This window comes from Dyella caseinilytica (genome assembly GCF_016865235.1).
Taxonomy (GTDB): Bacteria; Pseudomonadota; Gammaproteobacteria; order Xanthomonadales; family Rhodanobacteraceae; genus Dyella_B; species Dyella_B caseinilytica.
The window spans coordinates 1,164,252-1,188,388 of record NZ_CP064030.1 but is presented as its reverse complement, the minus strand read 5'-3'; the positions used below and the strand labels follow the sequence as shown (position 1 = coordinate 1,188,388).

The following is a 24,137-nucleotide window of genomic DNA, read 5'->3' as shown; positions in this document are numbered from 1 at the left end:
CGGTTGCAGGAGCTTCACATGAACACATCTGAAGTCCGCATCGTCGAAGTCGGCCCGCGCGACGGGTTGCAGAACGAGAAGACATTGCTGCCGCCCGATGTAAAAATCGCGCTGATCGACCGGCTGTCCACCACCGGGTTGAAAACCATCGAAGCCACCAGCTTCGTCAGTCCGCGCTGGGTACCGCAGTTGGCCGACGCAGAGGAAGTGTTTCGCAAGATCCGCAAGGTACCCGGCGTGGGATATCCCGTGCTGGTGCCGAACGAGCAAGGCTATCGACTGGCACGCGCAGCCGGCGCTACCGAGGTGTCGGTATTCACCGCTGCATCTGAAGCCTTCAACCGCGCCAACATCAACGCGACCATCGCCGAATCGCTGGTGCGTTTCCAGCCGGTGCTGGAACACGCCAAGTCCGAAGGCGTAAAAATTCGCGGGTATGTTTCCACCGCACTCGGCTGTCCTTATCAGGGCGACGTGCCGGTAGCCGATGTCGTACGTGTGGCCAAGAGCCTCTACGACATGGGCTGCTATGAAATCTCGCTGGGCGACACCATCGGTGTCGGCACGCCCATGAAAGCACGCGCCATGCTGCACGCCGTGGCGCAGGAAGTCCCCATGCACGCGTTGGCCGTGCACTTCCACGACACCTACGGCCAGGCGCTGGCAAACATCATGGCCTGCCTGGACGAAGGTGTGCGTGTCGTCGACAGTGCCGTGTCCGGCACGGGCGGCTGCCCTTACGCCAAAGGCGCCACCGGCAACGTCGCCAGTGAGGATGTGGTGTACATGCTGCACGGCATCGGCATGCAGACTGGCATCGACCTGGACCTGCTGGTCGCCACCGGCGCCTGGCTTTCTGCACAGCTCAATAAACCTACCGCCAGCCGCGTGACCAAGGCGCGTACCGCCGCCTGACACCCATAGGCATCTACCCTGATGCCGTCATTCCCGCGGAAGCGGGAATCCATTGTGGCCTCGTGCCTAAATCCCGCTTCCGCGGGAATGACGGCACCAGGGTTAGGGAAGCGCCATCGACCATGGAAAGCCAACAGGACACTGTTCCTGTTCATTCGCTTCCAACAGACGCTAAGCTTACCTGCATGCCCGATTTCATCATTCGCCCCATCGAACCGCGCGACAACGCTGCAGTCGCTTCCATCATTCGCACCGTGATGCCGGAATTCGGCGCCGATGGCCCCGGCTTCGCCATTCACGATGCCGAAGTGGATGACATGCACACATCCTATTCCCGTCCACGCAGTGTCTATTTCGTGGTCGAGCGCAACGGCAGCGTGATCGGCGGCGGCGGTGTCGCACCACTTGAGGGTGGCGCCGCTAATGTGTGCGAGCTTCGCAAGATGTACTTTCTGCCTGAGGCACGCGGTATCGGTGCAGGCAATACCATGATGGCGCGTTGCCTGGATGCGGCGCGTGGCTTCGGCTTCAAGCGCTGTTATCTTGAAACCCTTACCGGCATGGATGCCGCGCAGACGCTGTATCGCAGGCACGGTTTTACGACGATGGATGCGCCGATGGGTGGCACCGGCCATTTCAGCTGCGATCGTTTTTATATTCTCGAACTATAGGGTTTTATCGCTCTGGCGAAGCACATGCGAGGGATCCCGAATGACATCGGCCAAACCCCATTACGATCCGCGCGTCGATGACTACATCAAGCAAGCGCCTGACTTCGCACGCCCTATCCTCGACCACCTCCGCGCACTTGTGCACGCCGCCTGCCCGCAGGTGGAAGAAGCCATCAAATGGCGCTGCCCTCACTTCAGCTACAGGGGTAGCCTGATATGTGCGATGGCAGCGTTCAAGCAACATTGCAGCTTTCACTTCCGCCATTACAAGGAAGTCGTGGGCACTTCGGCCGATGAAGGCATGGGTCAGTTTGGCAAGATTGTTTCGGTGAAGGATCTGCCGGGCAAAAAGGAGCTTGCCGCCTATGTCCGCAAGGCCATGGCGGTCAACGAAACGGGCACCAAGCAACCACGACCCAAAGCTGCACGCAAACCATCACCTGCATTGCCCTCCGATTTTGCGGCACTGCTGAAACAACACGCAGCGGCCCGCAAACATTACGAAGCTTTCAGCCCCAGTGCGCAACGCGAATACGTCGACTGGATCACCGAAGCCAAAACCGATGCCACCCGGCAGAAACGCATGGCTACTGCCGTGGAGTGGCTGACGGAAGGCAAACACCGCAATTGGAAATACATGAAATGATCCGCATCGCACGCTCTGAAGACGCCGACGCTATTCACGCCATTTACGCTCCCACCATCATCGACACGGCGATCACTTTCGAAACCGAACTGCCTGGCGCCGACGCCATGCGACAACGCATTCTCACCCGGCTCCAGCACTATCCATGGCTGGTCTGGGAAGAAAACGGACAGGTGCTTGCGTACGCGTATGCCACACGATTTCGCGAACGTGCCGCTTACGACTGGATTGCCGAAACGTCCATTTATGTGCATGCCGACGCCCGACGCCGCGGCATTGCGCGGCATCTTTATGCCGTGCTGCTGGATGTCATGCGCTTGCAAGGCATCAACCAGGCGGTTGGCGTGATTACGCTACCTGGCGAAGTGAGTGTGGCCTTGCACGAAGCGATGGGTTTCACGCCCGCTGGCGTGTGGCGTAAGGCCGGTTACAAATTGGAGCGATGGTGGGATGTGGGCGTGTGGCAGAAAGAGCTGCAACCCGCCACGAATCCACCTGCGGCGGTACATGCTTTTTCATCGATGGTTGATTCGACGGCATTGCGGGAATTGCTCGCGCCATGAAGGTTCGTCCCGGCCTTGGCCGGGACGACGCACTCAGTGAGATGGACGCTCCGACAAACAGTTATCCCTTGATGTCAGGCATGACCCGCTATCAATGGCTGGCTGCAATGATGCTCAAGATGGCACCGGTCGTAATCGCCGCCAGCAGAAAATCACCGTTGTCGCTGCGGATGTACTGATAACCACGCGGCGGCGGCTGCAGCCGGTAGCGGCGCCAGTCGGAAACCACGTAGGTGCCGCGGCGGTATTGGGCCGGGACGTAACCGCCGCGCTTGTACCACCCTTCGTGGCGACCCTGATCGTACATGCCGCGGTAGCGGGACGGCGGAGGCGGCGGGGGCGGTCCCGGACGGTAGGCCTGGGCCATGACGAATTGCGACGACACCAGCATCGCGCCGCAAAAGACCATTACTCCAAGTTCTTTCTTCATGACGTACTCCTCGTAAAATTGTTACTGCACGGGAATCGCATGGGCACTTTCCTTGTGGCGGATACCGCAATCCATGGCGTTGTCAGGTACCGTTTCGAAGTTCATCGCCTCGATGCGAACATCAAGATTGCGTCAGCCTCCCGAATGCTACGTGAATGTTCCGTGCCGCCGTTCAGCCAGCGCATGGGAGCGAGGGCCAGCGCCGGTGCGCTACCATTGCAGTTTTAGGTTCCAGGGAACTCCCCCATGCAGCTCAATCAAGTCAAGGCCATCATCACCGGCGGCGCCTCCGGCCTCGGCCATGCCGTTGCCCAGCACCTGACAGCGAACGGCGGCCAGGTCGCCCTGTTCGACGTGAACGAGGACAAGGGTCAGGAAGCAGCCAAGGCCTTGGGCAGCAGCGCGCGTTTCTTCCGTACCGATGTGACTTCCGAAGAAGGCGTGGCTGCCAACGTGGCCGCCGCCCGTGAAGCCATGGGTGGCCTGAACGTGGTGGTGAATTGCGCGGGCATCCTGGGTGCCGGCCGCGTGCTGGGCAAAGATGGTCCGATGGCCCTGGGCACCTTCGCCACCACCGTGATGGTGAACCTGGTCGGCAGCTTCAACGTCGCCAAGGCCGGCGCGGCCCTGATGCAGGGCAACGAAGCCGGTGAGGACGGCGAGCGCGGCGTGATCATCAACACCGCCAGCGTGGCCGCCTACGAAGGGCAGATCGGCCAGGCCGCCTATTCCGCCTCCAAGGGCGGCGTGGTGGGCATGACCCTGCCGATGGCGCGCGAGCTGTCGCGCTTCGGCATTCGCGTCGCCACCATCGCGCCGGGCATCTTCTGGACGCCGATGGTCGACGGTATGCCGCCGCAGGTGCAGGAATCCCTGTCCGCCTCGATCCCCTTCCCTTCGCGCCTGGGCAAGCCGGATGAATACGCCTCCACCGTGGCCTTCATCCTCGGTAACCGCTACATCAATGGCGAAACGATTCGCCTGGATGGCGCGGTGCGGCTGCAGTCCAAGTAACGAATGGGCGAATGGGGAATCGGTAGTCGCAAGACCCGGTTCTTCATCCCGCTCTCGCACGCTACGCTTTTGACTATTTCCTACTCCCTACTCTTCATTCCCGGCTTAAATCCATGAAAGCTTCCGACGTCAAGAAAGCCAACGTGATCGAGCACGAAGGCACCGTCTATCAGGTACGTGATATCGAGCGCAGCTCGCCGACCGCGCGTGGCGGCAATGTTACGTTCCGCTTTACGCTGTATTCGATTCCCGGCGGGCGCAAGTTCGACCTCAGCCTGCGTGCCGATGATGATCTCAAAGAAGTGGATCTGGCGCGTCGTCCGGCGAACTTTTCGTACATGGACGGCGACGCATTCGTGTTCATGGATAACGAAGATTACACGCAGTACACGCTCGGCCCGGAAGTCGTCGGTGACAATGCCGGGTACATCGTGGAAGGCGTGGAAGGTTATTACGTGCAGGTGATCGACGATGCGCCTGTCGGCCTGCAGGTTCCCACCAGCGTGACGCTGACCGTGGTCGACACGGCACCGGAACTGAAAGGTGCCAGCGCCACCAAGCGCACCAAGCCCGCCAAACTCAACACCGGCATCGAAATCCAGGTGCCTGAGTACATCACCAATGATGAAAAGGTGTGGGTGAATACGCTGACGGGTGAATTTGCCGGGCGCGCGTAAGTACGGCTCTTTGCACTTCTCTATCGCAGAGAGAGATAGCGTCGAAGCATTCTTCGAAAATACCCATCCCGCCTCACCGTCATTCCGGCGCAGGCCGGAATCCATCTTCAGTACAGGTCCGCAAGCTGCTGTTTTGCCAAGGTGCGACGTGCGCGAAGTTCTGAGAATGGATTCCGGCCTGCGCCGGAATGACGGTGAGGCAAGAGTTCTTCTTACGGGAAATAGAGATACCCGTGTCGGTGATGAAGGAACACATCCTTCCTGTTTTTCGTTCGCTCCACACGCGACACCGACCACGCGAGTAAGGCAGAATCGATGCATCGACGGCATCGTCCCCCGCCATGTCAACCCGAGCCTACTCGCTACGCACCAGCGTGTTGCAAAGCCTGACTGCGACCAAGCGTCCGGATGTGCCGCTGTGGGTGGTCGTGCGCAATACGGCCGCGGTCGTGCTGCCACTGGCGATCGGCATGCTCACCGGCCATCAGGAAGCCGGTCTGGCGATTGCTGCCGGCGCGCTGGACACTATGTTCTCCGATCAGCCCGGCCCGTATCGCCAACGGCTATGGCAGCTGTTTCTGGCATCACTGGCGGCAGGGTTGGCGTCTCTGTGCGGTTTTCTGATCGGCGGCGACCTCTTGCCGATCACGCTGGCGATGGCAGCGTTCGGCTTCTTTGGCGGCTTGCTGGTGGTATTCGGTACCGATATCGCACGCGTCGGCATGACCAGCATGATTCTGCTGGTCGTCACCGCCGCAACGCCCGCCACCGTGCATGAGGCGTTCACCGGCGCGGCGTTGATTTTCGCCGGCGGTTTGCTGCTGGCGTTGTTCTCGGTAGCTGCATGGCCGTTGCAACGATATCGTCCGGAGCGCTACGCGCTGGCCGCTGTCTATCGTGGCCTGGCATCACTGGCGGGAGAGCACGTGCAGGATGCTGAGGACGTTCCCGCCCTGACCGACGCGATGACGACGCTGCAGCAAACCTTGCTCGGCCGTCATCACGCGCGCGGCCGTGCGATGGAGGCCTTCGCGGTGCTGCTGGAACTGGCCGAGCGCATCCGCCTTGAACTGGTCGCCATGAGCGATCTGCATGGCGCCGAAAACATCCTTACCATGTTCCGCAACGATGCCGCGCGCGTGCTGGTCGCCGTCGCCGAGGCGCTCGAAGCAGGTGAATCACCGGAACAAGCCTCGCGCACGCTGCAGACCTTGCAAGCCAGCGAACGCGCCTTGCTCGATAACAATACGCGTGACGACAGCATCGCGGCGCATATCCACGCGCTTTCGGGCCAGTTGGCCGCGGCAGTGCGCAATGCGAACTGGGCTGGCTCGCGCGGCGAAATCCGCGCTGCTGACGCGGAAATGCGGCTGCCTCGGGCGCTGCGCGGCAACTCGGCACTCGGTACCTTGCGCGCCAATCTCACCACGCATTCGGTGGCCTTCCGTCATGCGATGCGTTGTGCGGTCTGCTTGAGCATAGCCTTGCTGGTCTCGCGCCTTTGGCACCTGCCGCACGGCTACTGGCTACCGATGACCGCTGCCATTGTGCTGCGTCCGGATTTCGCCGCCACCTTCAATTTCGGCTTGCTGCGTGTTGTCGGCACCATTCTTGGCCTGGTGCTGACCACAGCGCTACTGCATATCACGCCGCATGACGCCTGGACGCATCTGGCCCTGATGGCGGTGCTGTGCATGGCGTTCCGCTATCTCGCCACCGCGCATTACGGCATTGCGGTAGCGGCGCTGACCGGCACGGTGGTGATCTTTCTTTCGTTTGAAGGCGTCCATTCCGGCACGGCTGTAGTGGATCGCGTATTGAATACCGTGCTGGGCAGCGGCATGGCCTTGCTGGCTTACATCGTATGGCCAACCTGGGAACGTGGCCGTGCACGTGCCGCACTGTCGGACATGCTGGAAGCCTACGCCAACTACTTGCGTGCGCTGGGCCGTCCCGAACGGCGCGACGCGCACCGCGAAGCGCGCACTGCCGCCCGTACTATCCGCACCAACGCGCAAGCATCCCTGGACCGCATGCAGGCGGAACCGGCCACGCCTTTGGCACTGCTGGAACTGGCCAATGCCCTGTTCCTCAACGGCAATCGCCTGGCGCGCACCGCGATGACGCTGGAAGCCCTGCTGCATGATTGCGACAACCTGCCGGAACAGGTGGAAGTCACGCACTTCATCGAACGGGCTGCTTCACACCTGGACGCTCTGGCCATCGCCTTGCGCGACAATCAGCCGCCGCCGGTGGCGCCGGAATTGCGCCAATTGCAGCGCAGCCTGTCGTCCCTGCTGGCCATGGCCGATGACAAGCCGCGCGCCGAGCAACTGGTTCGCATCAGCGATCGGCTGGTCGACAACGTCAACACACTTGCGTATGTCGTGGGGCGTGGGCCGCAGGAAACGGCAGCCGCGCAGGGGATTAAGCGCGTACATCCCTGATGCACGCGCCTCCCTCTGCGGAACATAAGAGGCCGGAAGGGGATTGCTCCGCACTTACGTTGCATTGCGCAAAAGCGAATAACCCCACCCCAGCCTGATGGCAGTCCTCGCGGGACATGCAAAGGCGGGAGTCATTCGGCTGCACAGGTCCCAGACACCGGCAGGCGTTACACTTGGCGCATGCTGAAAATCGATACCCACGCCCATATTCTCCCGCGCGACTGGCCCAACCTCGCTGCCAAGTTCGGCAACGACGCCTTTCCGGTGATGAACCATACCGACGGCCGGCATCGCATCTACAAGGACGGCAAGTTCTTCCGCGAGGTGTGGGAATCCTCGTTCGACCCGCAGCATCGCATCGCCGACTACGCCCGCTTCGGTGTGAGCGTGCAGGTCATTTCCACCGTGCCAGTGCTGTTCTCGTACTGGGCTCCAGGCTATCAAGCGCTGGAGTTGCACCGGCACCTCAATGATCACATGGGCGAGATCTGCCGCGATTACCCAAGGCACTACGCAGGTATCGGCACCGTACCGCTGCAATCGCCAGAGCTGGCTATCCGTGAGCTGGAACGCTGTATCGACGAACTGGGTCTGTGCGGCGTGCAGATCGGCTCGCACTGCAACGAGTGGAATCTGGATGCACCGGAACTGTTCCCGTTCTTCGAAGCCGCCGCCGACCTGGGCGCGGCCATCATGGTGCATCCCTGGGACATGATGGGCGCCGCCACCATGCCCAAGTATTGGATGCCGTGGCTGGTGGGTATGCCTGCCGAGCAATCGCGCGCAGCATGTTGCCTGGCCTTCGGTGGTGTGCTGGAACGCCTGCCCAAGCTGCGGGTGATGCTGGCCCACGGTGGCGGCAGCTTCCCGTGGACGATCGGTCGCATCGAGCACGGCTTCCGCATGCGGCCGGATCTGGTCGCCACCGACAACCCCCGCAATCCGCGCGAATACCTCAAGCGCCTGTACTTCGATTCCTGCGTGCACGATCCACAGGCCCTGCGCTATTTACTGGATGTGACCGGCGTCGACCGCGTGATGCTCGGTACCGACTATCCTTTCCCGCTGGGGGAGCAGGAACCGGGTAGCGGCATCGAGTCGCTGAAACTGGACGACCCGACCCGCGCCCGCCTGTTTCACGGCACGGCGCTGGAGTGGCTGGGGCTGCCGCAACAACGCTTCCTTTCCAATAATGTTCAGGAGCACGCATGAATTTCCGGCGTTACATGATCGTGACTACCGCACTGCTGCTTGGCGGCTTCACAGTGGCGCAAGCCGACGATGTCAGCATGGCGTCCGGCAGTGTGCACTTCAGCACGCCGTCCAACTGGGTAGGCATCATGCAGGTCGATGGCGATCCGGAAGTACGCGTGTTCCAAGTGCCCGATCCATCACCCAGCGCAAGCACCACGCTCGCGCGTGTCAGCGTCACGGTGAAGCAGGTAACGAACCTGCAGGACTTCAACGACTACGTCGGCGGCGCCGTCGCCAAGGCGAAGCAGCTGAAGGACTATCAGCCCGGCCAGAGCAGATCGAGCGACCAGAACAGTTTCGTCTACACAGCGAGCGAGAGCGGCACGCCATACACCTATATCGAGCGCTACTGGTTCCACGACGGTCATGCGATACAGCTGCGTTGCGCACGCCCGTCGGCCAGCGAAGCGGGGCAGCAATGGGCGGCGACGTTTGACAAAGGTTGCAGCTCGATTGCCTCGACGCTAGGCACTTGATCGCCCGCGTGTTGTCTATCTGTCATGCCCCGTCTCACGGGCCATGTACGAACCAAGTTGGAATGCACTGATGTCCGCACCGTATGAAGCCACTACCGCCTGGGCCCAGGCTCGCGATGCCGCCGATCCGCTGCGCACGTTTCGCGACGAATTTCTGATCCCGCCGCATGAAGGCGGCGAAAGCCACTACTTCTGCGGCAACTCCCTGGGCCTGCAGCCGCGCGCCGTGCGCGAAGCGGTCAACGCAGAACTCAGCTACTGGGGTGAACTAGGCGTAGAAGGCCATTTCAAAGGCCGTTTGCCGTGGATGGATTACCACGAATTCGTGCGCGATCATCTGGCTGAAGTCGTCGGCGCTCAGCCTGAAGAAGTCGTCGCGATGAACACGCTGGGCGTCAATCTGCACCTGATGATGGTGAGCTTCTACCGCCCTACGCCCGATCGTCATGCGATCCTGATCGAAGCGGGTGCCTTTCCGACCGATCGCTATGCGGTGGAATCGCAGATCCGTTATCACGGCTTCAGCCCGAAGCTGTCGCTGATCGAGCTGGAAGGCGATGAGCCGAACGGCACCCTTTCCATGGGCGCCATCGAACGCGCGCTGGCTGAGCATGGCTCGCGCATCGCACTGGTGATGCTGCCTGGGGTGCAATACCGCAACGGCCAGACGTTCGATCTGAAAGCGATCACCACGCTTGCACATAAACACGGCTGCGTCGTGGGCTTCGATCTCGCCCACGCTGTTGGCAATCTTCCACTGCAGTTGCATGACAGCGGTGCCGACTTTGCCATCTGGTGCAGTTACAAATACCTGAACTCGGGTCCTGGCGCCGTTGGCGGTGCTTTCGTACACGCTCGGCATGCTCATGCCACCCTACCCCGCTTCGCTGGTTGGTGGGGGCATGACAAGCACACACGATTCCAGATGGGACCCGAATTCGTGCCCACGGCCGGAGCGGATGGCTGGCAGCTTTCCAACCCACCCATTCTCGCGCTGGTGCCGTTGCGTATCTCGCTGGAGATTTTCCATCGCGCAGGCATGCAACGCCTGCGCGAAAAATCGCTGCAACTTACCGGCTATCTGGAATGGCTGGTGCAAACTCAGCTGGCTGATGTGCTGGATATCATCACACCCAAAGAAGCCGAACGCCGCGGTTCACAGCTCTCCATTCGCGTGCTTGGTGGTCGCGAGCAAGGGCGTGCGCTGTTCGAATACCTGATGGAGCATGGCATCATCGGCGACTGGCGTGAGCCGGATGTGATCCGCATTTCGCCGGCCCCGCTCTACAACCGTTTTGCCGATTGCCTGGCATTTGCGGAAGCAGTACGCGCCTGGAAAAAACTGACTTGACTCAAGCCCTCGGCTGAAAACGACAGTCGGACACCCGCTAAAACGTCATTGACCCGCTTCCCAACCGCGAAACGGGTCAACAGCCTTGTCTAGCCACCCTCCAGGCGGCTGGCAGGATGCCGGGTCTGCCCTTCACCACGCACCACAAATCGCTCCACGGTAAGCGCCTCAGCTCCCATGGGACCGTAGGCGTGCAGGCGGGTCGTGGAAATGCCGATTTCGGCACCCAGACCCAATTCGCCGCCATCAGAAAAGCGCGACGACGCATTGACCATGACGACCGCAGAACGAATCGCTTGTATGAATCGGCGTGCTGCTTCGTGGTCGCGCGTGACAATCACTTCCGTGTGGTCGGAACCGAAGCGCTGGATATGACCGATGCCTGCGCCAAGATCGTCGACCACGCGCACGGCAAGGATCAAGTCCAGGAACTCCGCTGCGTAATCGTCGTCCGTGGCGGCACGCATGCCTGGAGCGATCGCACGGGAGCGCTCGCAGCCACGCAATTCGACACCACGTTCCTCCAGCGCCCGTACCGCTTGCGGCAAAAAGGAAGCAGCGATATCGCGATGAATCAGCAATGTCTCCAACGCATTGCAAACACCGGGCCGCGAAGTCTTGCCATCCACCAGCAAATTCAGCGCCAGCGCTTCGTCAGCAGACGCATCGACGAAGAGGTGACAGACGCCTTTATAGTGCTTGATCACCGGCACGCGTGCGTGTTCGGCAACAAAGCGGATCAAGCCTTCCCCACCACGTGGAATCGCCAGATCCACGATATCGCTGAGCTGCAGCAGCTCAACCATGGTTTCCCGACGCAGATCCTCGATCAAGGTCAAGGCTGCAGAGGGAATATCATGGTGTTCGAGTACGTCGCGCAGTACGTTGGCAATCGCTACGTTCGAGTGGATGGCTTCCGAGCCGCCGCGCAAGATCACCGCATTGCCCGCCATCAGACACAGCGCTGCGGCGTCAGCGGTAACGTTCGGGCGTGCTTCGTAGATCATCGCGATCACGCCGAGCGGAATACGCACACGCTCCACTTCCAGTCCGTTCGGACGAGTCTCGCGACGGGTCACGAGACCCACCGGATCAGGCAACGCGGCGATTTCGCGCACAGCGGTGGCGATGCCGGCTACGCGTGGCTGATCCAGCTTCAGGCGATCAAGCATCGCGCCCTGAATGCCTTTCGCGTGGGCTTCCTGCAAATCATGCGCGTTAGCAGCAAGGATGATGTCGCATTGCGCTTCCAGTGCATCGGCCATGTCGCGTAGCAGTTTACGCTTGGTGTCGCTATCTAGTGCAAACATCACTTGCGCCGCGTCACGGCATGCCAGAGCCAGGTTGCGAATTTCGCTCATGCGTCCATTCCTCCAGCAGTCGCTTCAGGATTCACAAGGGTAGCTAGATCGTCGCGATGTACGATCTCGGCGCCATAGCTGTAGCCAAGCAGTTGACCGATCTCCCGGCTGTGACGACCTGCCAGGCGCATCACGTCAACAGCGCTGTATTGGCACAGGCCACGTGCGATTGGCCGATCGGCGCCATCGACGATTTCCACCAGGTCACCGCGGTGGAATTCGCCCGACACCGCAACGATACCGCCGGGCAACAGCGATGCGCGCCCACCGAGCAGCGCGCGTGTGGCACCGGCGTCCACGCGAATCCGGCCGCTGCCTGCTGGCGCATGTCGCAACCAGTATTTACGCGCCTGCATGCGATTGCGGGCCACGTCGATCAGGGTGCCACGCAGTAAACCCTGCGCCAGTGCACCCACCGTTCCAGGATCGCGTCCGCTGAACAGGGCGGTAGGAATGCCTGCGTTTGCCGCCTTGGCGGCCGCCTCCAATTTGGTGCGCATGCCGCCGGTGCCTACGGCAGTGCCGCTACCGCTGGCCATGGCGATGACTTCGGGCGTGAGCTCGGGTACGTGTCCAAGGGGCTGCGCCTGAGGGTCGCGGCGCGGATCAGCGCTGTACAGTGCATCGACGTCGGAAGCGATCAGCAACAAATCCGCGTCGACCAGCGCGGCAACAATCGCGGCCAGATTATCGTTGTCGCCCAGCTTGAGTTCGTCCACGGCGACAGTGTCGTTTTCATTGACGACTGGCAGGACACCCAAAGCAAGCAGCTCGCGCAAGGTGGCGCGCGCGTTCAGATAACGGCGGCGATTGCGCAGGTCGTCATGGGTAAGCAGCACTTGTGCGACCGGCCGCTCCGACAAACCCTGCCACAGAGCAATCATGGGCGCTTGGCCAAGCGCGGCAAGCGCCTGGCGCGCCGCAAGATCAACCCCAGGCGCAGCATGTTCACGCATCAAGGCGCGGCCTGCCGCAACCGCACCCGACGAAACCAGCACAACTTGGCGCCCGGCGGCATGGCTGGCATGGATAAAGGCAGCCAAACCCTCTGCGTAGCGCGGCGTCAATCCACCGCCATCGGCGGCAAGCAGATTGCTTCCCACCTTCAGAACGGCACGCTGCCAAGATGGCAGTGCACGCTCGGGAAGTTGGCGTGTGGCCATTGTCATGCGATGACGGTTTCCAAGGGTGCAGCGACGCGATCGCCGTGGCTCTTCGGTGCAGAAATCACGACGAAACGCACCTCGCCATTACTCTCGTTGCGCATCTGGTGCGCGCTCCCCGGCGCCACATGCAAGCCTTCGCCACGATGCAGGCGATGCGATGTGCCATCGAGTTCCAGTGTCGCCTCGCCTTCCAGTACATAGAAGAACTGACGCGAGTGCACATGCCGATGCCGCTGCTCGAAAGCACCGGGCGGCATGCGTTCCTCGATCACGCTCAGATCGTCCGCGGCTAGCAAGTGCCAGCCATCACTAGCCTGTCCCCAGGTGTAATGCTCCGCATTGCTCGTGCTGACTGCGGCCATGGTGCCTCCATCAAGCCGAAAGATGGGCGAGACGTTGCTTCAACACATCCAACTGAAGATCGTTGCCAGCGCCCGGCGACGTGCGCGCCGCAAGACTTGCCTCCGGCGTGCGTCCCTGTCCTGCAGCCGTCGCCGCTTCCGCTGCCGCACGATACGCGTCCCGGAACGGCACCCCAGCCGCAGCCTGCTCGATCGCCACATCCGTGGCATACATGGCCGGCTCGATCGCGGCACGCATGGTCGCTTCGTTCCATTGCATCCGCGCCAGCAAGTCCGGCAGCAGTTCAAGCGCAGCCAGTCCATGCGTTACACCATGGAACAACGAACCCTTGGAGAACTGCAGATCGCGCTGATAGCCGGAAGGCAGCGAAAGCAGTTGCTCGATCTCGCAACGCGACGCCGCAACCGTCGCGTACGATGCGCGCAGAAGCTCGACCACGTCCGGATTGCGCTTGTTGGGCATGATGGAGCTGCCAGTGGTGTATTCAGACGGCAGCGATACGAAATTGAATTCCGCCGTGGTGAACAGCGACAGATCCCAGGCGAGGCGGCGCGCATCGAGCATGGCGCTACTGATGCTTTCCATCACAGCCATTTCAAACTTGCCACGCGATAGCTGCGCGTAGATGGGAGATACCTGCATGCGAGAAAAGCCCAGTGCCTGCGTGGTATGTGCGCGGTCGAGCGGCAGATTCACACCATAACCCGCTGCGGTACCTAACGGGTTGGCATCGATCCAGGCAGCGGTTTGCCGTGCGCGCCAGGCATCGTCGATAAAGCCTTCAGCGAAGCCCGCGAACCACATCGCCGTGGAAGAAACGACTGCACGCTGCAAGTGCGTGTAGCCGGGCAAGGCCAGTGCAGGTTGTGCGGCCCGCTGCAAACACACATCCGCGATGGTGCGGCAGTGCGCCTCCAGCTCCGCCAGTTTTTCCTTCAGCCACAAACGGGTTGCCACCAGGATCTGATCGTTGCGACTGCGTCCGGTGTGCACACGGCGGCCCGCATCGCCGAGACGCTCGGTCAAGCGTGCCTCGATGGCGGAATGGCCATCTTCGTATCGCTCATCCAGTACGAAGTTACCCGCGCGAAAATCATCGGCCAGCGTATCGAGTTCACGCTTGAGATCCTGCAATTCCTGCGTACTGATCACGTCGATATTCGCGAGACCTTCCACGTGCGCTTTGCTGGCAGTGATGTCGTGCAGGAAGAACTCGCGATCGAGCAGCACATCGTCGCCGGCAAGGAACTTCATGATCTTGGCGTTGGTTGCGACGCCGGCTTTTTGCCAAAGGAGGTCGGTCATGCGCTTGGTCTCGTCTTCTTGGCTCCCTCTCCCCTCCGGGGAGAGGGTTGGGGCGAGGGGCCAGTCTTGCGGTGAAATTGAATGAAAACTAAAAGATGTTTGAAGCATGCTTTCGAGGCATCTTGAGCTCACGGCAAGCGCGCCCCTCACCCCAGCCCTCTCCCCGGAGGGGAGAGGGCGTCAAACCGGTATCGACGCGTACTCATCCACACCAATCACCCGATTGATGTTCTGCACCGCCTGCGTGGCTGCGCCCTTGAGCAAGTTATCCAGGGTCGCCACTACCACCACGCGTTTACCATCGGCCGACACCGCAAAGCCGCCAATTTCAGCGTGATGCTTGCCGGCTATCTGACTGACCCACGGCGCCTCGTCCAGCACGCGCACCAGCTTCTCGCCAGCGTACGCCTGCTGAAACAGCGCGAGAATGTCTTCGCGCTTGTGCGGACGGGAAAGATAGAGATTGGTGGTGACGGTCAAGCCGCGAAAATGCGGTGCAACATGCGGCATGAATTCCACCGGGATGCCCAGGTGCCGGCTCGCTTCTTTCTCATGCATATGACCGGTGAGCGAATACGGCATCAGGTTGTCGCGCAGCTTCTCCGGATTATTTTTGTCAGAAGGCGTGGTACCAGCGCCTGAATAACCGGATACGCCGAAACACACCGGCGGTGCGGCCAGCACGTCCTTGAGCGGCGCCACGGAAAGCTGCATGGCAGTCGCATAACAACCGGGATTGCTTATGCGCTTCTCGCCACGCCACTTGTTGCGCGTAAGTTCCGGCAGGCCGTAGTACCAATGGCTGTCAAAGCGATAATCGGCGGAAAGATCCACGATGACGGGATCCTTGCCTGCCTTGTCAAACGCTTCCACGCACACGGACGCCTTGCCGTTGGGCAAAGCGAGCACCACGACATCGGCATCCAGCGCGGGAAGTTCATCGTGCGCGGGTGAGGTGTAACGCAGATCGCCGTGATATTCGCTGACCTGCGCATCCACGCGTTGTCCATCCAGTTCGCGCGAGGACACATAGGCCAGTTCAAGCGACGGATGCGCCGCAACCAGCTTGATCAGTTCCGCACCCGTATGACCACGCGCGCCGACGATACCAATGCGTTTCTTGGAAGTGGTCATGACCGTTAATCCACCAGAGTCGGTTGGCGCGTGGCGCAATGCGCAACGCAACGTGCAATCGTGTCGAAGCCATCCAGACCGTACCAGAACACTTTCCAGCGCTCCTGCTTGTAGCAGCCATCCGATTCGGCGTAATAGAAATGGTTGATCTGGTTGCCGTGGCGTGAACGCCAGAACAGGCTCGGATTTTCCTCGCGCATCACCAGCCACACGGCGCGGCCAAGACCTTCGCCCTGGGCATCGTCGAGCACGGCAAACTTGTCGAGATAGATCAGGCCGTTTTCATTCGTGAGGATCATCGCGGTGCGATAGTTTTCACTCACGTAGATGCGATAGGGTGTGGTGCGATCGAAATAATTGTCGACCAGCTTGCGGCCGAAGCTCGACTCGATCAGCGTGCGCATGCGTTCGCGATCCACGCCCTCCCAACTTTCGAAGCGGAAGACCTTTTCGCCACGGCGCACCAGCGTGCCGGAACCCTTGTGCGTGAACAGTTCCTTCGCCAGCTCCGACGGACGCGTTATCGACACTGACGAGGTCAACGGCAGGCTTTGCAGCAGATCGGCAATCTGCTCGATCTTCACGCGCATGCCGCCATTAAGCCACGGCTGTGCCATCAGGTGATCGTATTCCGTGCTGAGGTTGATCGAGTCGATCACCTGTCCCTTGTCGTCGAGCAAGCCACCGGTGCCGGTGAGGAAGATGATCTTGTACGGCTCCAGCACGCGCACGAGCTCGTTGGCGGCAAAATCGGCGTTGATGTTGAGGAACTGGCCTTCGTCGGTTTCGCCCAGACTGGCGATGACCGGAATGGAGCCCGCACGCAAGCTGGCCTCGATGGGCGCGAGATTGATGCTGTCGACCTTGCCGACCATACCGTACACATCCCTGTCCAGAAAGCCGGACATGAATACGCCGGACGGCACGGAGGTGGCGCGCGTATCCATGGCCTGCAGCGCTTCCACCAGCCGCAGGTTCTGCTGCTGGAACACGCGACGCACGATGCCCAATGCCTTGGGTGATGTCACGCGCAAACCATTGACGGTCTGCTTGGTGATGCCGGCCGCTTGAAGCTCTTCATCCAGCTGAGGACCTGCACCGTGCAGCACGATCGGCGTCAAGCCGACTTGCTGCAGGAAGGTCAGCGACGAAGTGAGATCGGCCAGCTCATCGCGCAGCACGGCGCCGCCGACCTTCACCACCGCGAAGCGCTTGGCATCAAGCTGTGAAAAACGCTTGAGGTATTGCTGGATTTCCTTGGCGCTGCCCATCGCGGAGAGCAGGCGCACAATGGTCTGACGGGTGTTCTTATGCGCTTCCACGGTTCACGATCTCGTAGATGGTTTGAGCGTATTGCTGCAGTTGGTCCAGGGCGACCCATTCGTCGGCGGTGTGCGCCTGCGCGATATCGCCAGGGCCGTAGACGAAGGAGATATAACCGCCCGCCGAGAACAGAGCCGCTTCAGTCCAGAAGTTCACGGCGTTGCCGACGGGAATACCCAGTTCGTCGGCGATATCACGCGCAGCGAGGCGTCGTGTTTCGGCTGTCGCCGTGTCACCGGCTGGCAGGGAAACGCCACGGAACAGCTCTGTATAGCTTTCCGGCTGTGGTTCGACCAGCGTGCGGAAGGTTTCCAGCAGATGATCGGGATTCATGCTGGGCAGCGGGCGGAAGCCGAAACGCACATCCGCCGTCGGGGCAATCATGTTGGCCTTGATGCCGCCTTCAACACGACCAACATTGAAACGCAGGCCTGTCAAACCACCGAAGCGTTCGTGCGATTGGCGGTCGACGTAATCAAGCGCCGCGCCGCCCCAGCGGATCGCCTGATGCAAGGCACTATCGCTGGGCCGCAGCTCGCCGGAAGCATGCCCGGCCTGCCCGGTAAACCGTATCTGCACCGAATGGATGCCGCGATGCGCGAGCACGGCTTCGCCACGCGTCGGTTCGGCCACGATGACGGCCTCATAAGCATGACCTTCCTTGAGAAAGGCGTCGATGCAACGCGGGTCATTGGCCTCTTCATCCGTGGATAGAAGCAGCGCCATATCACCGGCTGTGGCATTGGCCACTGCCACCAGTGCGGCGGCGGCACCTTTGATGTCACAAGCGCCCAGGCCGATCGCGCGATCTTCCGTCACCTTCAGGACATGAGGATCCTGGGTCCAGTGCGGCGAATCCGGCACGGTGTCCAGGTGCACGTTGAACAGATAGTTCGGCTTGCCACGCACGGCATATAGCGTCACTGCGCCCGCACCGTGATCGGTGACCTTTACTTCGAAACCTGGCAGGTGTTCGCGCAAATAGTCAAAGATGCCACCGGTGCCGATTTCGCGCGGCGGATTGCGTGTGTCGTACGAAACCAATGCACGCAGGTGCGCCAGCGTCGTGTCTAACAGCGTGCTCCTGTCGAGTTCCACACTCATCGGTTGACCTCGGCCCACAAGGTGCTGCTCATGCCGAACAGCTTGATGAAGCCTTCTGCCTCGGCCACGCCCCAGTCTGCCGCCTGCGCGTAAGTTGCACCCTTGGCATTGAGAATGTGCTTGGATTCGACGGCCACTGCGTTGACGATGCCGCCGTTGGTCTCCAGCGTGACGTCGCCGTTGACGGCTGCCTGGCTGGAGGCCAGGAACGCTTCGAGATCGGTCTTCAGCGGATCGTGGTAGAAGCCTTCGTACACCAGTTCCACCCACTTGCGCGCCACATCCGGCTTGAAGCGATTCTGGTGCTTGGTGAGCACCGTTTCTTCCAACGCACGATGGGCAACCAGCAAGGCAGCAAGGCCCGGTGCTTCGAAAATGATGCGGCCCTTCAGGCCGATGGTGGTGTCGCCGGTGTAGATGCCGCGGCCCACGCCATATTGCGCGAGCAAGCTGTTGAGCTTGGCCAGCATCGTGTGGCCGGCCATCTTTTCGCCGTCCAATGCAACGGCTTCGCCGTTGACGAAGCTGATCTTCAGACGCAACGGTTTGGACGGCCATTCGGCGCGCGGCTTGCACCAGCCCACGGCGCCTTCGCCCGGCGCTTGCCAGCGATCGATCTCGCCGCCGGACATGGTCAGGCCGAGCAAGTTTTCATTGATGGTGTAGGCCTTCTGCTTGGCGCGCACGCCGAAGCCGAGGTCTTCCAGATACTTTTGCTCGTAGGCGCGGACTTCGGTGTGTTCCTTCTGGATCTCACGGATCGGCGCCACGATTTCGTAATCGCCCTGCGCCTTCACCGCCAGATCGAAACGCACCTGGTCATTGCCCATGCCGGTGCAGCCGTGCGCGATGGCCTTGGTGCCCAGTTCGGCGCAACGCTTCAGCGCCGCATCCACGATCAGGTAACGGTCGGATACCAGCAACGGATACTGCGACTGATAACCCTCGCCCGCCCACACGAACGGCTTGACGAAACCATTCCAGATCGCCGGGCCGCCATCGATGGTGACATGGCTGGCTGCCTTCAGCTCTTTCGCACGTGCTTCGATATAGGCGCGTTCTTCATCATCCACACCACCAGTGTCGGCAAACACGGTGTGCACGGCCCAGCCGCGCTGTTGCAGGTAGGGAATGCAGAAGCTGGTGTCGAGGCCACCGGAAAAGGCGAGAACGATATCTTTGCTCATGATGCGAGGTCCAAAAGAGAGGCTAATTTAAGAGAAAGGTTTTACGGCGATTCGATGACAATGCGCGGTTCGCAACGCACCGGAAAGTTGACGGAGTTAGCGATAAAGCAGGCGTGATGGGCATCCTGGTGCACCGCCGCGGCGCGGGCCGGATCGCTGTCGGCGCTGATCGTCACCTGCGGACGCAGCACTACTTCGGTAAAGCGTCCCTCATCGCCACGATCGACCAGCGTGCCTACCGCCGCATCGACATAGTGGGTGACGACCACGCCGGCCACCGCTGCAAGATGCAGGTACCAGAGCATGTGGCAGCTGGACAGGGAGGCAACCAGCAGATCTTCCGGATTGTGTTTCGTGCCATCACCACGAAAAGCAGCATCCGAAGAACCGCCAATGACGGGTTTCCCAGCGATGCGGACTTCGTGCTCACGGCCGTAGCCCTGGTAGGTCTTGGTACCCGTACCGTGATTGCCGGTCCACACGACTTCGACGGGATATTGGTGATGTTTTTCAGCCATTCCTGCGACCCTCGGCCTGTTGCATAAGTTCGGTCAGCTCGTCATCGCGCAAACCGGCACGCTCACCCAACCCCTTGATCACGCCGGCGCGATTGGCATCACGATGGTTCTGGCTCAACTTGAACTTGCCCTCGATACGATCGATGGTGATTTCCAGGCCGACGATCGCCTTGAGCATTTTTTCGATGTGATCTTCGGGCGCATCGTTGACGTGCCAGGGCATGGGTTGCGCTGCCTCGTGACGATCCGTCAGTCTTTCCAGGAAGCCGCGCAACCAGACCTTGTCTTCGATCACCCGCAGACGGCCGTGGACATGCACCACAGCGTAATTCCAGGTCGGCACTTCACGCCCGGTTTCATGCTTGCTGGGGTACCAGTTGGGGCTGATGTAGCCGTCTGCAGCCTGGAACATCACCAACACCTGCGCGCCATCGGCCTTGGCCAACTCGTTGCCGCACGCGACATGTCCTTGCAGCAACGTGTCGCCTGCCAATTCGAAGGGCAAGTGATTGGCCACCAATCCATCGGACGTATGCATCACCACGGTACCGAACGGATAGTCGTGAATCAGCGCATGCAGTACATCGATGCGCGTTTCGTGGAAGGACTTTGGCAGATACATGGCTTGTTCTTCTGATCAGCGCTGGCCGATCAGCGAAGTCATTACCGCTTTCTGCACATGCAGGCGGTTCTCGGCTTCGTCGATGGCGATGCAGGACGGCGAATCCATCACCGCGTCGGTGGCCTTGATGTTCCGGCGAAGCGGCAGGCAATGGCTGAAGACGCCGTTGTTGGTCAGCGCCATCTTGGCTTCATCGACGATGAAATGCTTGTTCGCATCGCGGGTCGGCTTTTCCTGCTCCCAGCGGCCGAAAAACGGTAGCGCACCCCAGCTCTTGGCGTAGACCACATCGGCGCCGCGATAGGCTTCCTCAATGTTGTGACTGACCTTGAGCGAGCCACCATTTTCTTTGGCGTTCTGTTCGCCGAAAGCCATGTAGCGTTCGTCCAGCACGTAATCGGGCGTGGGACACAGCAAGGTCACGTCCATGCCCATCTTGGTGGCGATCAGCAACGCGGAATTTGCCACCGCGGTGTTCAGCGGCTTGGGGTGATAAGTCCAGGTCAGCACGTACTTGCGTCCGGTGAGATCGCCGAAACGCTCTTTAAGCGCCAGCGCGTGCGCGAGTTCCTGGCAGGGATGAGTGATCGTTTCCATATTGATCACCGGCACTGTCGCGTATTGCGCGAAAGCTTTGATCACGGCATCTTCGCGATCGATGGACCAGTCCTGGAACTTCGGAAAAGCGCGCACCGCGATCAAGTCCACGTAGCGGCTCAACACGCGCGCGACTTCGGCAATATGTTCCTCGGCCTCGCCATCCATGACGACGTTCGGACGGAACTCGATCGGCCATGCGTCCTTGCCGGGTGACAGCACGATGGCATGGCCGCCGAGATGGAAAGCACCCAGCTCGAAACTGGTGCGCGTACGCATCGACGGATTGAAGAACAGCAGTGCCACCGATTTGCCGGCAAGCTGCTGGCCGCGCGGCGAACGCTTGAACGCAGCGGCCTGCTCCAGCAGTGCGTCGATCTCGGAGCGGCTGTAATCCTGGGTGGTGAGGAAGTGACGAAGCGACATCGTTGACTCCAGTCCAAAAAAGCAAAAAACCCGGCACGAAGGCCGGGTTTTGTCGTCGTATTACGCATGCAACGTGGCGACAGCCTACCCGGCCGAATGTCGGTCCAGCGGTCGACGCGCACGCGATGTCATGCCAGCGGCCATGCGGGCGCTGGTAAGCACGGTAGCGGTATAGACGGCTGCGGACATGAGGCTTCCGGGTGGTTGAACTTTAATCATGACTGGATTTTCGTTGCCATGCAACAGAAAACCGTACGGAGACCCCATGCGGGGAGAACATAGGATGTATTCGACTTTGGGGAGCGAGCAAAACAAAGGCGGCCGTGCCCAGGCAGCGGCCGCCTTCATCAAAGGGATGCGTTGATCAGTCGGCAGGCGCCACGTTGACCCGCACGCGCAGGCGCTCACCCGGGTCATAGCTCAGACGCGACATATAAACGTCACCGTGATAGCGGTACTCAACGTCGTAGCCAATGATCTGACGCTGCTGAGTGACCTGGCTACCCGGCTGGCAGACAGTCTGGTCAGAGGTGACGGTCTGGCCGCCACTGGAGACCGAGTTGCCGACCGCGCCGCCGACCACAGCGCCGCCAACCACCGCGGCAGTATTGCCGCGGCCATGACCAATGGTGCTACCCAGTACGCCACCAACCACAGCACCCAGTACCGTGCCGATACCCTTGTTGCTGGGCGTCTGCTGGACGACCTGCTGGTCGTAGCACTGCTGTGTCGGGGTGGCCGTCTGCACCATGCCGTAGACCGGATCGACACGCAGCACATCAGCCCAGGCATAGTGCGCGTTATCACCACCGGCACCCGGCGCTGGCGCTGGGCCAGCGCCCGGCGGCGGCGGGGGCGGCGGATAATTGCCATAGCCGGTCTGCGCTGCCACGCCGGTGGACACGCTTAAGAGCACCAGCAGGGGAAGCAACAGCATCTTGTTATTCATGAACAACCTCCGCAAAGGGGGGATGAAAGCGCCTATCGCGCATAGTGAAATTGCAGCAAATTCACGCTGAATCCACGCTTAGAAGTACCGCAACTTAGTGCCTAATTTTGTGTTGAGAATTGGAACTTTAAGACACATTCGACATACATCCCGTCAGTCTGGCCGCAAGACCTTGATAAGATGCCCGACTCCTTTGCCTGCACGACCCAGACCGCGGACCTATCGCCCATGCCGACCTCGCTTTATAACAGCCTCAGCCGTCGTATCGAGCCGTTTGCGCCACTCGATCCGAACCGGGTGACGGTGTATCTGTGCGGGCCCACGGTCTACAGCTATGTGCATATCGGCAATGCGCGTGGCCCGGTGGTGTTCGACGTGCTGGTCAAACTGTTGCGCCGGTATTACCCGCAGGTGGTCTACGCTCGCAACATCACCGACGTGGATGACAAGATCAACAACGCCGCCATCGAGCAAGGCGTACCGATCGGCACCATCACTGGACGCTTCACCGAGGCTTATCGCGAAGACATGGCGAAGCTTGGTACCGCGCCGCCGGATATCGAACCCTTCGCCACCGCGCATATCGGCCAGATCATCACGATGATCGAAACCTTGGTGGCTGGCGGACATGCCTATGTCGCCGAAGGCCATGTGCTGTTCGACGTAAGTTCCTACCCGGCCTATGGCGCACTTTCAGGGCGTGACACTGACGAGCTGATCGCCGGTGCGCGCGTCGAGGTCGCACCCTACAAGAAGAATCCCACCGACTTCGTACTGTGGAAGCCCTCCACGCCGGAGCTGCCCGGTTGGGACAGTCCTTGGGGCCGCGGTCGTCCAGGCTGGCATATCGAATGCTCGGCGATGAGCGCCGCGCACCTGGGCGAAACCATCGACATCCATGCCGGCGGCGTGGATCTGCAGTTTCCGCATCACGAGAACGAAATCGCCCAGTCGACCTGCGCCCATGGTGGCAAGGTGTTCGCACGCTGGTGGATGCACAACGGCATGCTCACGTTCGATGGACGCAAAATGTCCAAGTCGCTGGGCAACGTATTGCATGTCCATGAGCTGCTGAAGATGCATCCGCCGGAAGCCTTGCGACTGCTATTGCTGCGTGGCCACTACCGCCAGCCGCTGGATTGGTCCGACGCGGCCATCGCCCAGTCGATCAGTACGCTGGATGGTTGGTATCGCGTACTGCGCGACCTCAGCCATATCGAACTCGATCCGGGTCAGCCGCTGCCGGTGCCTGAGCTGGTCGAGGACGCACTCAACGACGACCTCAACACACCCAAAGCCTTGGCCGAGCTGTCCGTGCTGGCCGATGCCGCGCGCCAAGCGCCATCGGCCATCGCCAAGGCTGCCCTGCTTGGGGCGGGCGCTTTACTGGGCCTGCTGCAGGACGATCCGGAAGCCTGGTTCAAACAGGCCAGCGGCCAGGACGTGGATGCTGGGCAGGTCGAGGCGTTGCTGGAAGCGCGCCGCGCCGCACGTGCGGCGAAGGATTTCGCCCGGGCGGACGCCATCCGCAACGAGTTGACCGCCATGGGTGTGGTGATCGAAGACGGCGCCCAGGGCACCCGCTGGAGCGTCGTAAAGCATTGATTCGGACCTGGCATGGCGATCCGCGCGATAATA

At 60.9% G+C, this 24,137-nt stretch carries 24 protein-coding genes; 11 read left to right on the top strand and 13 right to left on the bottom strand.

All coding sequences use genetic code 11. The annotated features are described in order from the left end of the window. Positions 1 to 18 precede the first annotated feature (18 nt). The 4 genes from ISN74_RS04975 to ISN74_RS04960 all read left to right on the top strand — a co-directional run bounded on the left by ISN74_RS04975 (position 19) and on the right by ISN74_RS04960 (position 2,795). Positions 19 to 915, top strand: a complete 897-nt coding sequence (locus ISN74_RS04975) for a hydroxymethylglutaryl-CoA lyase (RefSeq protein ID WP_188797955.1) — start codon at positions 19 to 21, stop codon at positions 913 to 915. Positions 916 to 1,100: 185 nt separating this feature from the next. Beyond that, complete coding sequence (locus ISN74_RS04970) at positions 1,101 to 1,586, top strand: GNAT family N-acetyltransferase (RefSeq protein WP_188797953.1); 486 nt, start codon at positions 1,101 to 1,103, stop codon at positions 1,584 to 1,586. A gap of 40 nt (positions 1,587 to 1,626) precedes the next feature. Beyond that, positions 1,627 to 2,232 carry a YdeI/OmpD-associated family protein gene (locus tag ISN74_RS04965; RefSeq protein WP_188797951.1) on the top strand — a complete coding sequence of 202 codons (606 nt, stop codon included), beginning with the start codon at positions 1,627 to 1,629 and terminating at the stop codon, positions 2,230 to 2,232. Beyond that, the gene (locus ISN74_RS04960) at positions 2,229 to 2,795 is read left to right on the top strand and encodes a GNAT family N-acetyltransferase (RefSeq protein ID WP_188797949.1); all 567 of its coding nucleotides are present in this window, start codon (positions 2,229 to 2,231) and stop codon (positions 2,793 to 2,795) included. Before ISN74_RS04965 ends, ISN74_RS04960 begins: the two co-directional genes overlap by 4 nt. Positions 2,796 to 2,886: 91 nt before the next feature. Here ISN74_RS04960 and ISN74_RS04955 read toward each other — a convergent pair whose 3' ends face one another. Next, the gene (locus ISN74_RS04955) at positions 2,887 to 3,225 is read right to left on the bottom strand and encodes an RcnB family protein (protein ID WP_229679013.1); all 339 of its coding nucleotides are present in this window, start codon (positions 3,223 to 3,225) and stop codon (positions 2,887 to 2,889) included. Positions 3,226 to 3,471: 246 nt separating this feature from the next. On the opposite strand from ISN74_RS04955, the gene ISN74_RS04950 reads away from it, so the two are divergent. The 6 genes from ISN74_RS04950 to kynU all read left to right on the top strand — a co-directional run bounded on the left by ISN74_RS04950 (position 3,472) and on the right by kynU (position 10,444). Next, on the top strand, positions 3,472 to 4,239 hold the full coding sequence (locus ISN74_RS04950; RefSeq protein ID WP_188797947.1) for an SDR family NAD(P)-dependent oxidoreductase: 768 nt from the start codon (positions 3,472 to 3,474) through the stop codon (positions 4,237 to 4,239). Positions 4,240 to 4,352: 113 nt separating this feature from the next. Then, positions 4,353 to 4,916: an elongation factor P-like protein EfpL gene (efpL, locus tag ISN74_RS04945; RefSeq protein WP_188797945.1), complete on the top strand. Its 564-nt coding sequence runs from the start codon at positions 4,353 to 4,355 to the stop codon at positions 4,914 to 4,916. A 341-nt stretch (positions 4,917 to 5,257) separates the two neighbouring features. Then, positions 5,258 to 7,363 carry an FUSC family protein gene (locus ISN74_RS04940; protein ID WP_188797943.1) on the top strand — a complete coding sequence of 702 codons (2,106 nt, stop codon included), beginning with the start codon at positions 5,258 to 5,260 and terminating at the stop codon, positions 7,361 to 7,363. Positions 7,364 to 7,543: 180 nt separating this feature from the next. Next, positions 7,544 to 8,575: an amidohydrolase family protein gene (locus ISN74_RS04935; protein WP_188797941.1), complete on the top strand. Its 1,032-nt coding sequence runs from the start codon at positions 7,544 to 7,546 to the stop codon at positions 8,573 to 8,575. Then, positions 8,572 to 9,093 (top strand): hypothetical protein, encoded by a 522-nt coding sequence (locus ISN74_RS04930; protein WP_188797940.1) that lies wholly within the window; start codon positions 8,572 to 8,574, stop codon positions 9,091 to 9,093. The genes ISN74_RS04935 and ISN74_RS04930 overlap by 4 nt, the downstream gene beginning before the upstream one ends. Positions 9,094 to 9,163: 70 nt before the next feature. Beyond that, on the top strand, positions 9,164 to 10,444 hold the full coding sequence (gene kynU / locus ISN74_RS04925; protein ID WP_188797938.1) for a kynureninase: 1,281 nt from the start codon (positions 9,164 to 9,166) through the stop codon (positions 10,442 to 10,444). A gap of 89 nt (positions 10,445 to 10,533) precedes the next feature. Here kynU and ISN74_RS04920 read toward each other — a convergent pair whose 3' ends face one another. The 12 genes from ISN74_RS04920 to ISN74_RS04865 form a co-directional block, all read right to left on the bottom strand. Further along, a complete protein-coding gene (locus ISN74_RS04920) occupies positions 10,534 to 11,805 on the bottom strand; it encodes a glutamate-5-semialdehyde dehydrogenase (RefSeq protein ID WP_188797936.1) in 1,272 nt (423 codons plus the stop codon). Further along, complete coding sequence (proB, locus tag ISN74_RS04915; RefSeq protein ID WP_188797934.1) at positions 11,802 to 12,974, bottom strand: glutamate 5-kinase; 1,173 nt, start codon at positions 12,972 to 12,974, stop codon at positions 11,802 to 11,804. Before proB ends, ISN74_RS04920 begins: the two co-directional genes overlap by 4 nt. Beyond that, the gene (locus tag ISN74_RS04910; RefSeq protein ID WP_188797931.1) at positions 12,971 to 13,333 is read right to left on the bottom strand and encodes a cupin domain-containing protein; all 363 of its coding nucleotides are present in this window, start codon (positions 13,331 to 13,333) and stop codon (positions 12,971 to 12,973) included. The genes proB and ISN74_RS04910 overlap by 4 nt, the downstream gene beginning before the upstream one ends. Positions 13,334 to 13,343: 10 nt before the next feature. After that, positions 13,344 to 14,639: an argininosuccinate lyase gene (argH, locus tag ISN74_RS04905; RefSeq protein ID WP_188797930.1), complete on the bottom strand. Its 1,296-nt coding sequence runs from the start codon at positions 14,637 to 14,639 to the stop codon at positions 13,344 to 13,346. Positions 14,640 to 14,819: 180 nt separating this feature from the next. Beyond that, complete coding sequence (gene argC, locus ISN74_RS04900; protein ID WP_188797928.1) at positions 14,820 to 15,773, bottom strand: N-acetyl-gamma-glutamyl-phosphate reductase; 954 nt, start codon at positions 15,771 to 15,773, stop codon at positions 14,820 to 14,822. A gap of 5 nt (positions 15,774 to 15,778) precedes the next feature. Next, on the bottom strand, positions 15,779 to 17,044 hold the full coding sequence (locus tag ISN74_RS04895; protein ID WP_229679209.1) for an acetylglutamate kinase: 1,266 nt from the start codon (positions 17,042 to 17,044) through the stop codon (positions 15,779 to 15,781). Between the two features lie 37 nt (positions 17,045 to 17,081). Then, positions 17,082 to 18,200, bottom strand: coding sequence for an acetylornithine deacetylase (locus ISN74_RS04890; protein ID WP_188797924.1), 1,119 nt, complete (start codon positions 18,198 to 18,200; stop codon positions 17,082 to 17,084). Then, complete coding sequence (locus ISN74_RS04885) at positions 18,197 to 19,390, bottom strand: argininosuccinate synthase (RefSeq protein WP_188799521.1); 1,194 nt, start codon at positions 19,388 to 19,390, stop codon at positions 18,197 to 18,199. The genes ISN74_RS04890 and ISN74_RS04885 overlap by 4 nt, the downstream gene beginning before the upstream one ends. 38 nt (positions 19,391 to 19,428) lie before the next feature. Beyond that, positions 19,429 to 19,905 (bottom strand): OsmC family protein, encoded by a 477-nt coding sequence (locus tag ISN74_RS04880; protein ID WP_188797922.1) that lies wholly within the window; start codon positions 19,903 to 19,905, stop codon positions 19,429 to 19,431. Further along, entirely contained in the window at positions 19,898 to 20,527 is a 630-nt protein-coding gene (locus ISN74_RS04875) for an FMN-binding negative transcriptional regulator (protein ID WP_188797920.1), read from the bottom strand. The genes ISN74_RS04880 and ISN74_RS04875 overlap by 8 nt, the downstream gene beginning before the upstream one ends. 15 nt (positions 20,528 to 20,542) lie before the next feature. After that, positions 20,543 to 21,550: an N-acetylornithine carbamoyltransferase gene (locus ISN74_RS04870; protein ID WP_188797918.1), complete on the bottom strand. Its 1,008-nt coding sequence runs from the start codon at positions 21,548 to 21,550 to the stop codon at positions 20,543 to 20,545. A 364-nt stretch (positions 21,551 to 21,914) separates the two neighbouring features. Continuing rightward, positions 21,915 to 22,499 (bottom strand): glycine zipper 2TM domain-containing protein, encoded by a 585-nt coding sequence (locus tag ISN74_RS04865; protein WP_229679011.1) that lies wholly within the window; start codon positions 22,497 to 22,499, stop codon positions 21,915 to 21,917. A 228-nt stretch (positions 22,500 to 22,727) separates the two neighbouring features. Between ISN74_RS04865 and cysS the strand changes: the two genes are divergently transcribed. Further along, the gene (cysS, locus tag ISN74_RS04860; protein ID WP_188797916.1) at positions 22,728 to 24,104 is read left to right on the top strand and encodes a cysteine--tRNA ligase; all 1,377 of its coding nucleotides are present in this window, start codon (positions 22,728 to 22,730) and stop codon (positions 24,102 to 24,104) included. The last annotated feature ends 33 nt before the right edge of the window (positions 24,105 to 24,137 follow it).

What these genes read in the sequence shown, in the direction of transcription:
- ISN74_RS04975 (WP_188797955.1), top strand. Translation starts at nt 19, where the DNA reads ATGAACACATCTGAAGTCCGCATCGTCGAAGTCGGCCCGCGCGACGGG.
- ISN74_RS04970 (WP_188797953.1), top strand. Translation starts at nt 1,101, where the DNA reads ATGCCCGATTTCATCATTCGCCCCATCGAACCGCGCGACAACGCTGCA.
- ISN74_RS04965 (WP_188797951.1), top strand. Translation starts at nt 1,627, where the DNA reads ATGACATCGGCCAAACCCCATTACGATCCGCGCGTCGATGACTACATC.
- ISN74_RS04960 (WP_188797949.1), top strand. Translation starts at nt 2,229, where the DNA reads ATGATCCGCATCGCACGCTCTGAAGACGCCGACGCTATTCACGCCATT.
- ISN74_RS04955 (WP_229679013.1), bottom strand. Translation starts at nt 3,225, where the DNA reads ATGAAGAAAGAACTTGGAGTAATGGTCTTTTGCGGCGCGATGCTGGTG.
- ISN74_RS04950 (WP_188797947.1), top strand. Translation starts at nt 3,472, where the DNA reads ATGCAGCTCAATCAAGTCAAGGCCATCATCACCGGCGGCGCCTCCGGC.
- efpL (WP_188797945.1), top strand. Translation starts at nt 4,353, where the DNA reads ATGAAAGCTTCCGACGTCAAGAAAGCCAACGTGATCGAGCACGAAGGC.
- ISN74_RS04940 (WP_188797943.1), top strand. Translation starts at nt 5,258, where the DNA reads ATGTCAACCCGAGCCTACTCGCTACGCACCAGCGTGTTGCAAAGCCTG.
- ISN74_RS04935 (WP_188797941.1), top strand. Translation starts at nt 7,544, where the DNA reads ATGCTGAAAATCGATACCCACGCCCATATTCTCCCGCGCGACTGGCCC.
- ISN74_RS04930 (WP_188797940.1), top strand. Translation starts at nt 8,572, where the DNA reads ATGAATTTCCGGCGTTACATGATCGTGACTACCGCACTGCTGCTTGGC.
- kynU (WP_188797938.1), top strand. Translation starts at nt 9,164, where the DNA reads ATGTCCGCACCGTATGAAGCCACTACCGCCTGGGCCCAGGCTCGCGAT.
- ISN74_RS04920 (WP_188797936.1), bottom strand. Translation starts at nt 11,805, where the DNA reads ATGAGCGAAATTCGCAACCTGGCTCTGGCATGCCGTGACGCGGCGCAA.
- proB (WP_188797934.1), bottom strand. Translation starts at nt 12,974, where the DNA reads ATGACAATGGCCACACGCCAACTTCCCGAGCGTGCACTGCCATCTTGG.
- ISN74_RS04910 (WP_188797931.1), bottom strand. Translation starts at nt 13,333, where the DNA reads ATGGCCGCAGTCAGCACGAGCAATGCGGAGCATTACACCTGGGGACAG.
- argH (WP_188797930.1), bottom strand. Translation starts at nt 14,639, where the DNA reads ATGACCGACCTCCTTTGGCAAAAAGCCGGCGTCGCAACCAACGCCAAG.
- argC (WP_188797928.1), bottom strand. Translation starts at nt 15,773, where the DNA reads ATGACCACTTCCAAGAAACGCATTGGTATCGTCGGCGCGCGTGGTCAT.
- ISN74_RS04895 (WP_229679209.1), bottom strand. Translation starts at nt 17,044, where the DNA reads ATGGGCAGCGCCAAGGAAATCCAGCAATACCTCAAGCGTTTTTCACAG.
- ISN74_RS04890 (WP_188797924.1), bottom strand. Translation starts at nt 18,200, where the DNA reads ATGAGTGTGGAACTCGACAGGAGCACGCTGTTAGACACGACGCTGGCG.
- ISN74_RS04880 (WP_188797922.1), bottom strand. Translation starts at nt 19,905, where the DNA reads ATGGCTGAAAAACATCACCAATATCCCGTCGAAGTCGTGTGGACCGGC.
- ISN74_RS04875 (WP_188797920.1), bottom strand. Translation starts at nt 20,527, where the DNA reads ATGTATCTGCCAAAGTCCTTCCACGAAACGCGCATCGATGTACTGCAT.
- ISN74_RS04870 (WP_188797918.1), bottom strand. Translation starts at nt 21,550, where the DNA reads ATGTCGCTTCGTCACTTCCTCACCACCCAGGATTACAGCCGCTCCGAG.
- ISN74_RS04865 (WP_229679011.1), bottom strand. Translation starts at nt 22,499, where the DNA reads ATGAATAACAAGATGCTGTTGCTTCCCCTGCTGGTGCTCTTAAGCGTG.
- cysS (WP_188797916.1), top strand. Translation starts at nt 22,728, where the DNA reads ATGCCGACCTCGCTTTATAACAGCCTCAGCCGTCGTATCGAGCCGTTT.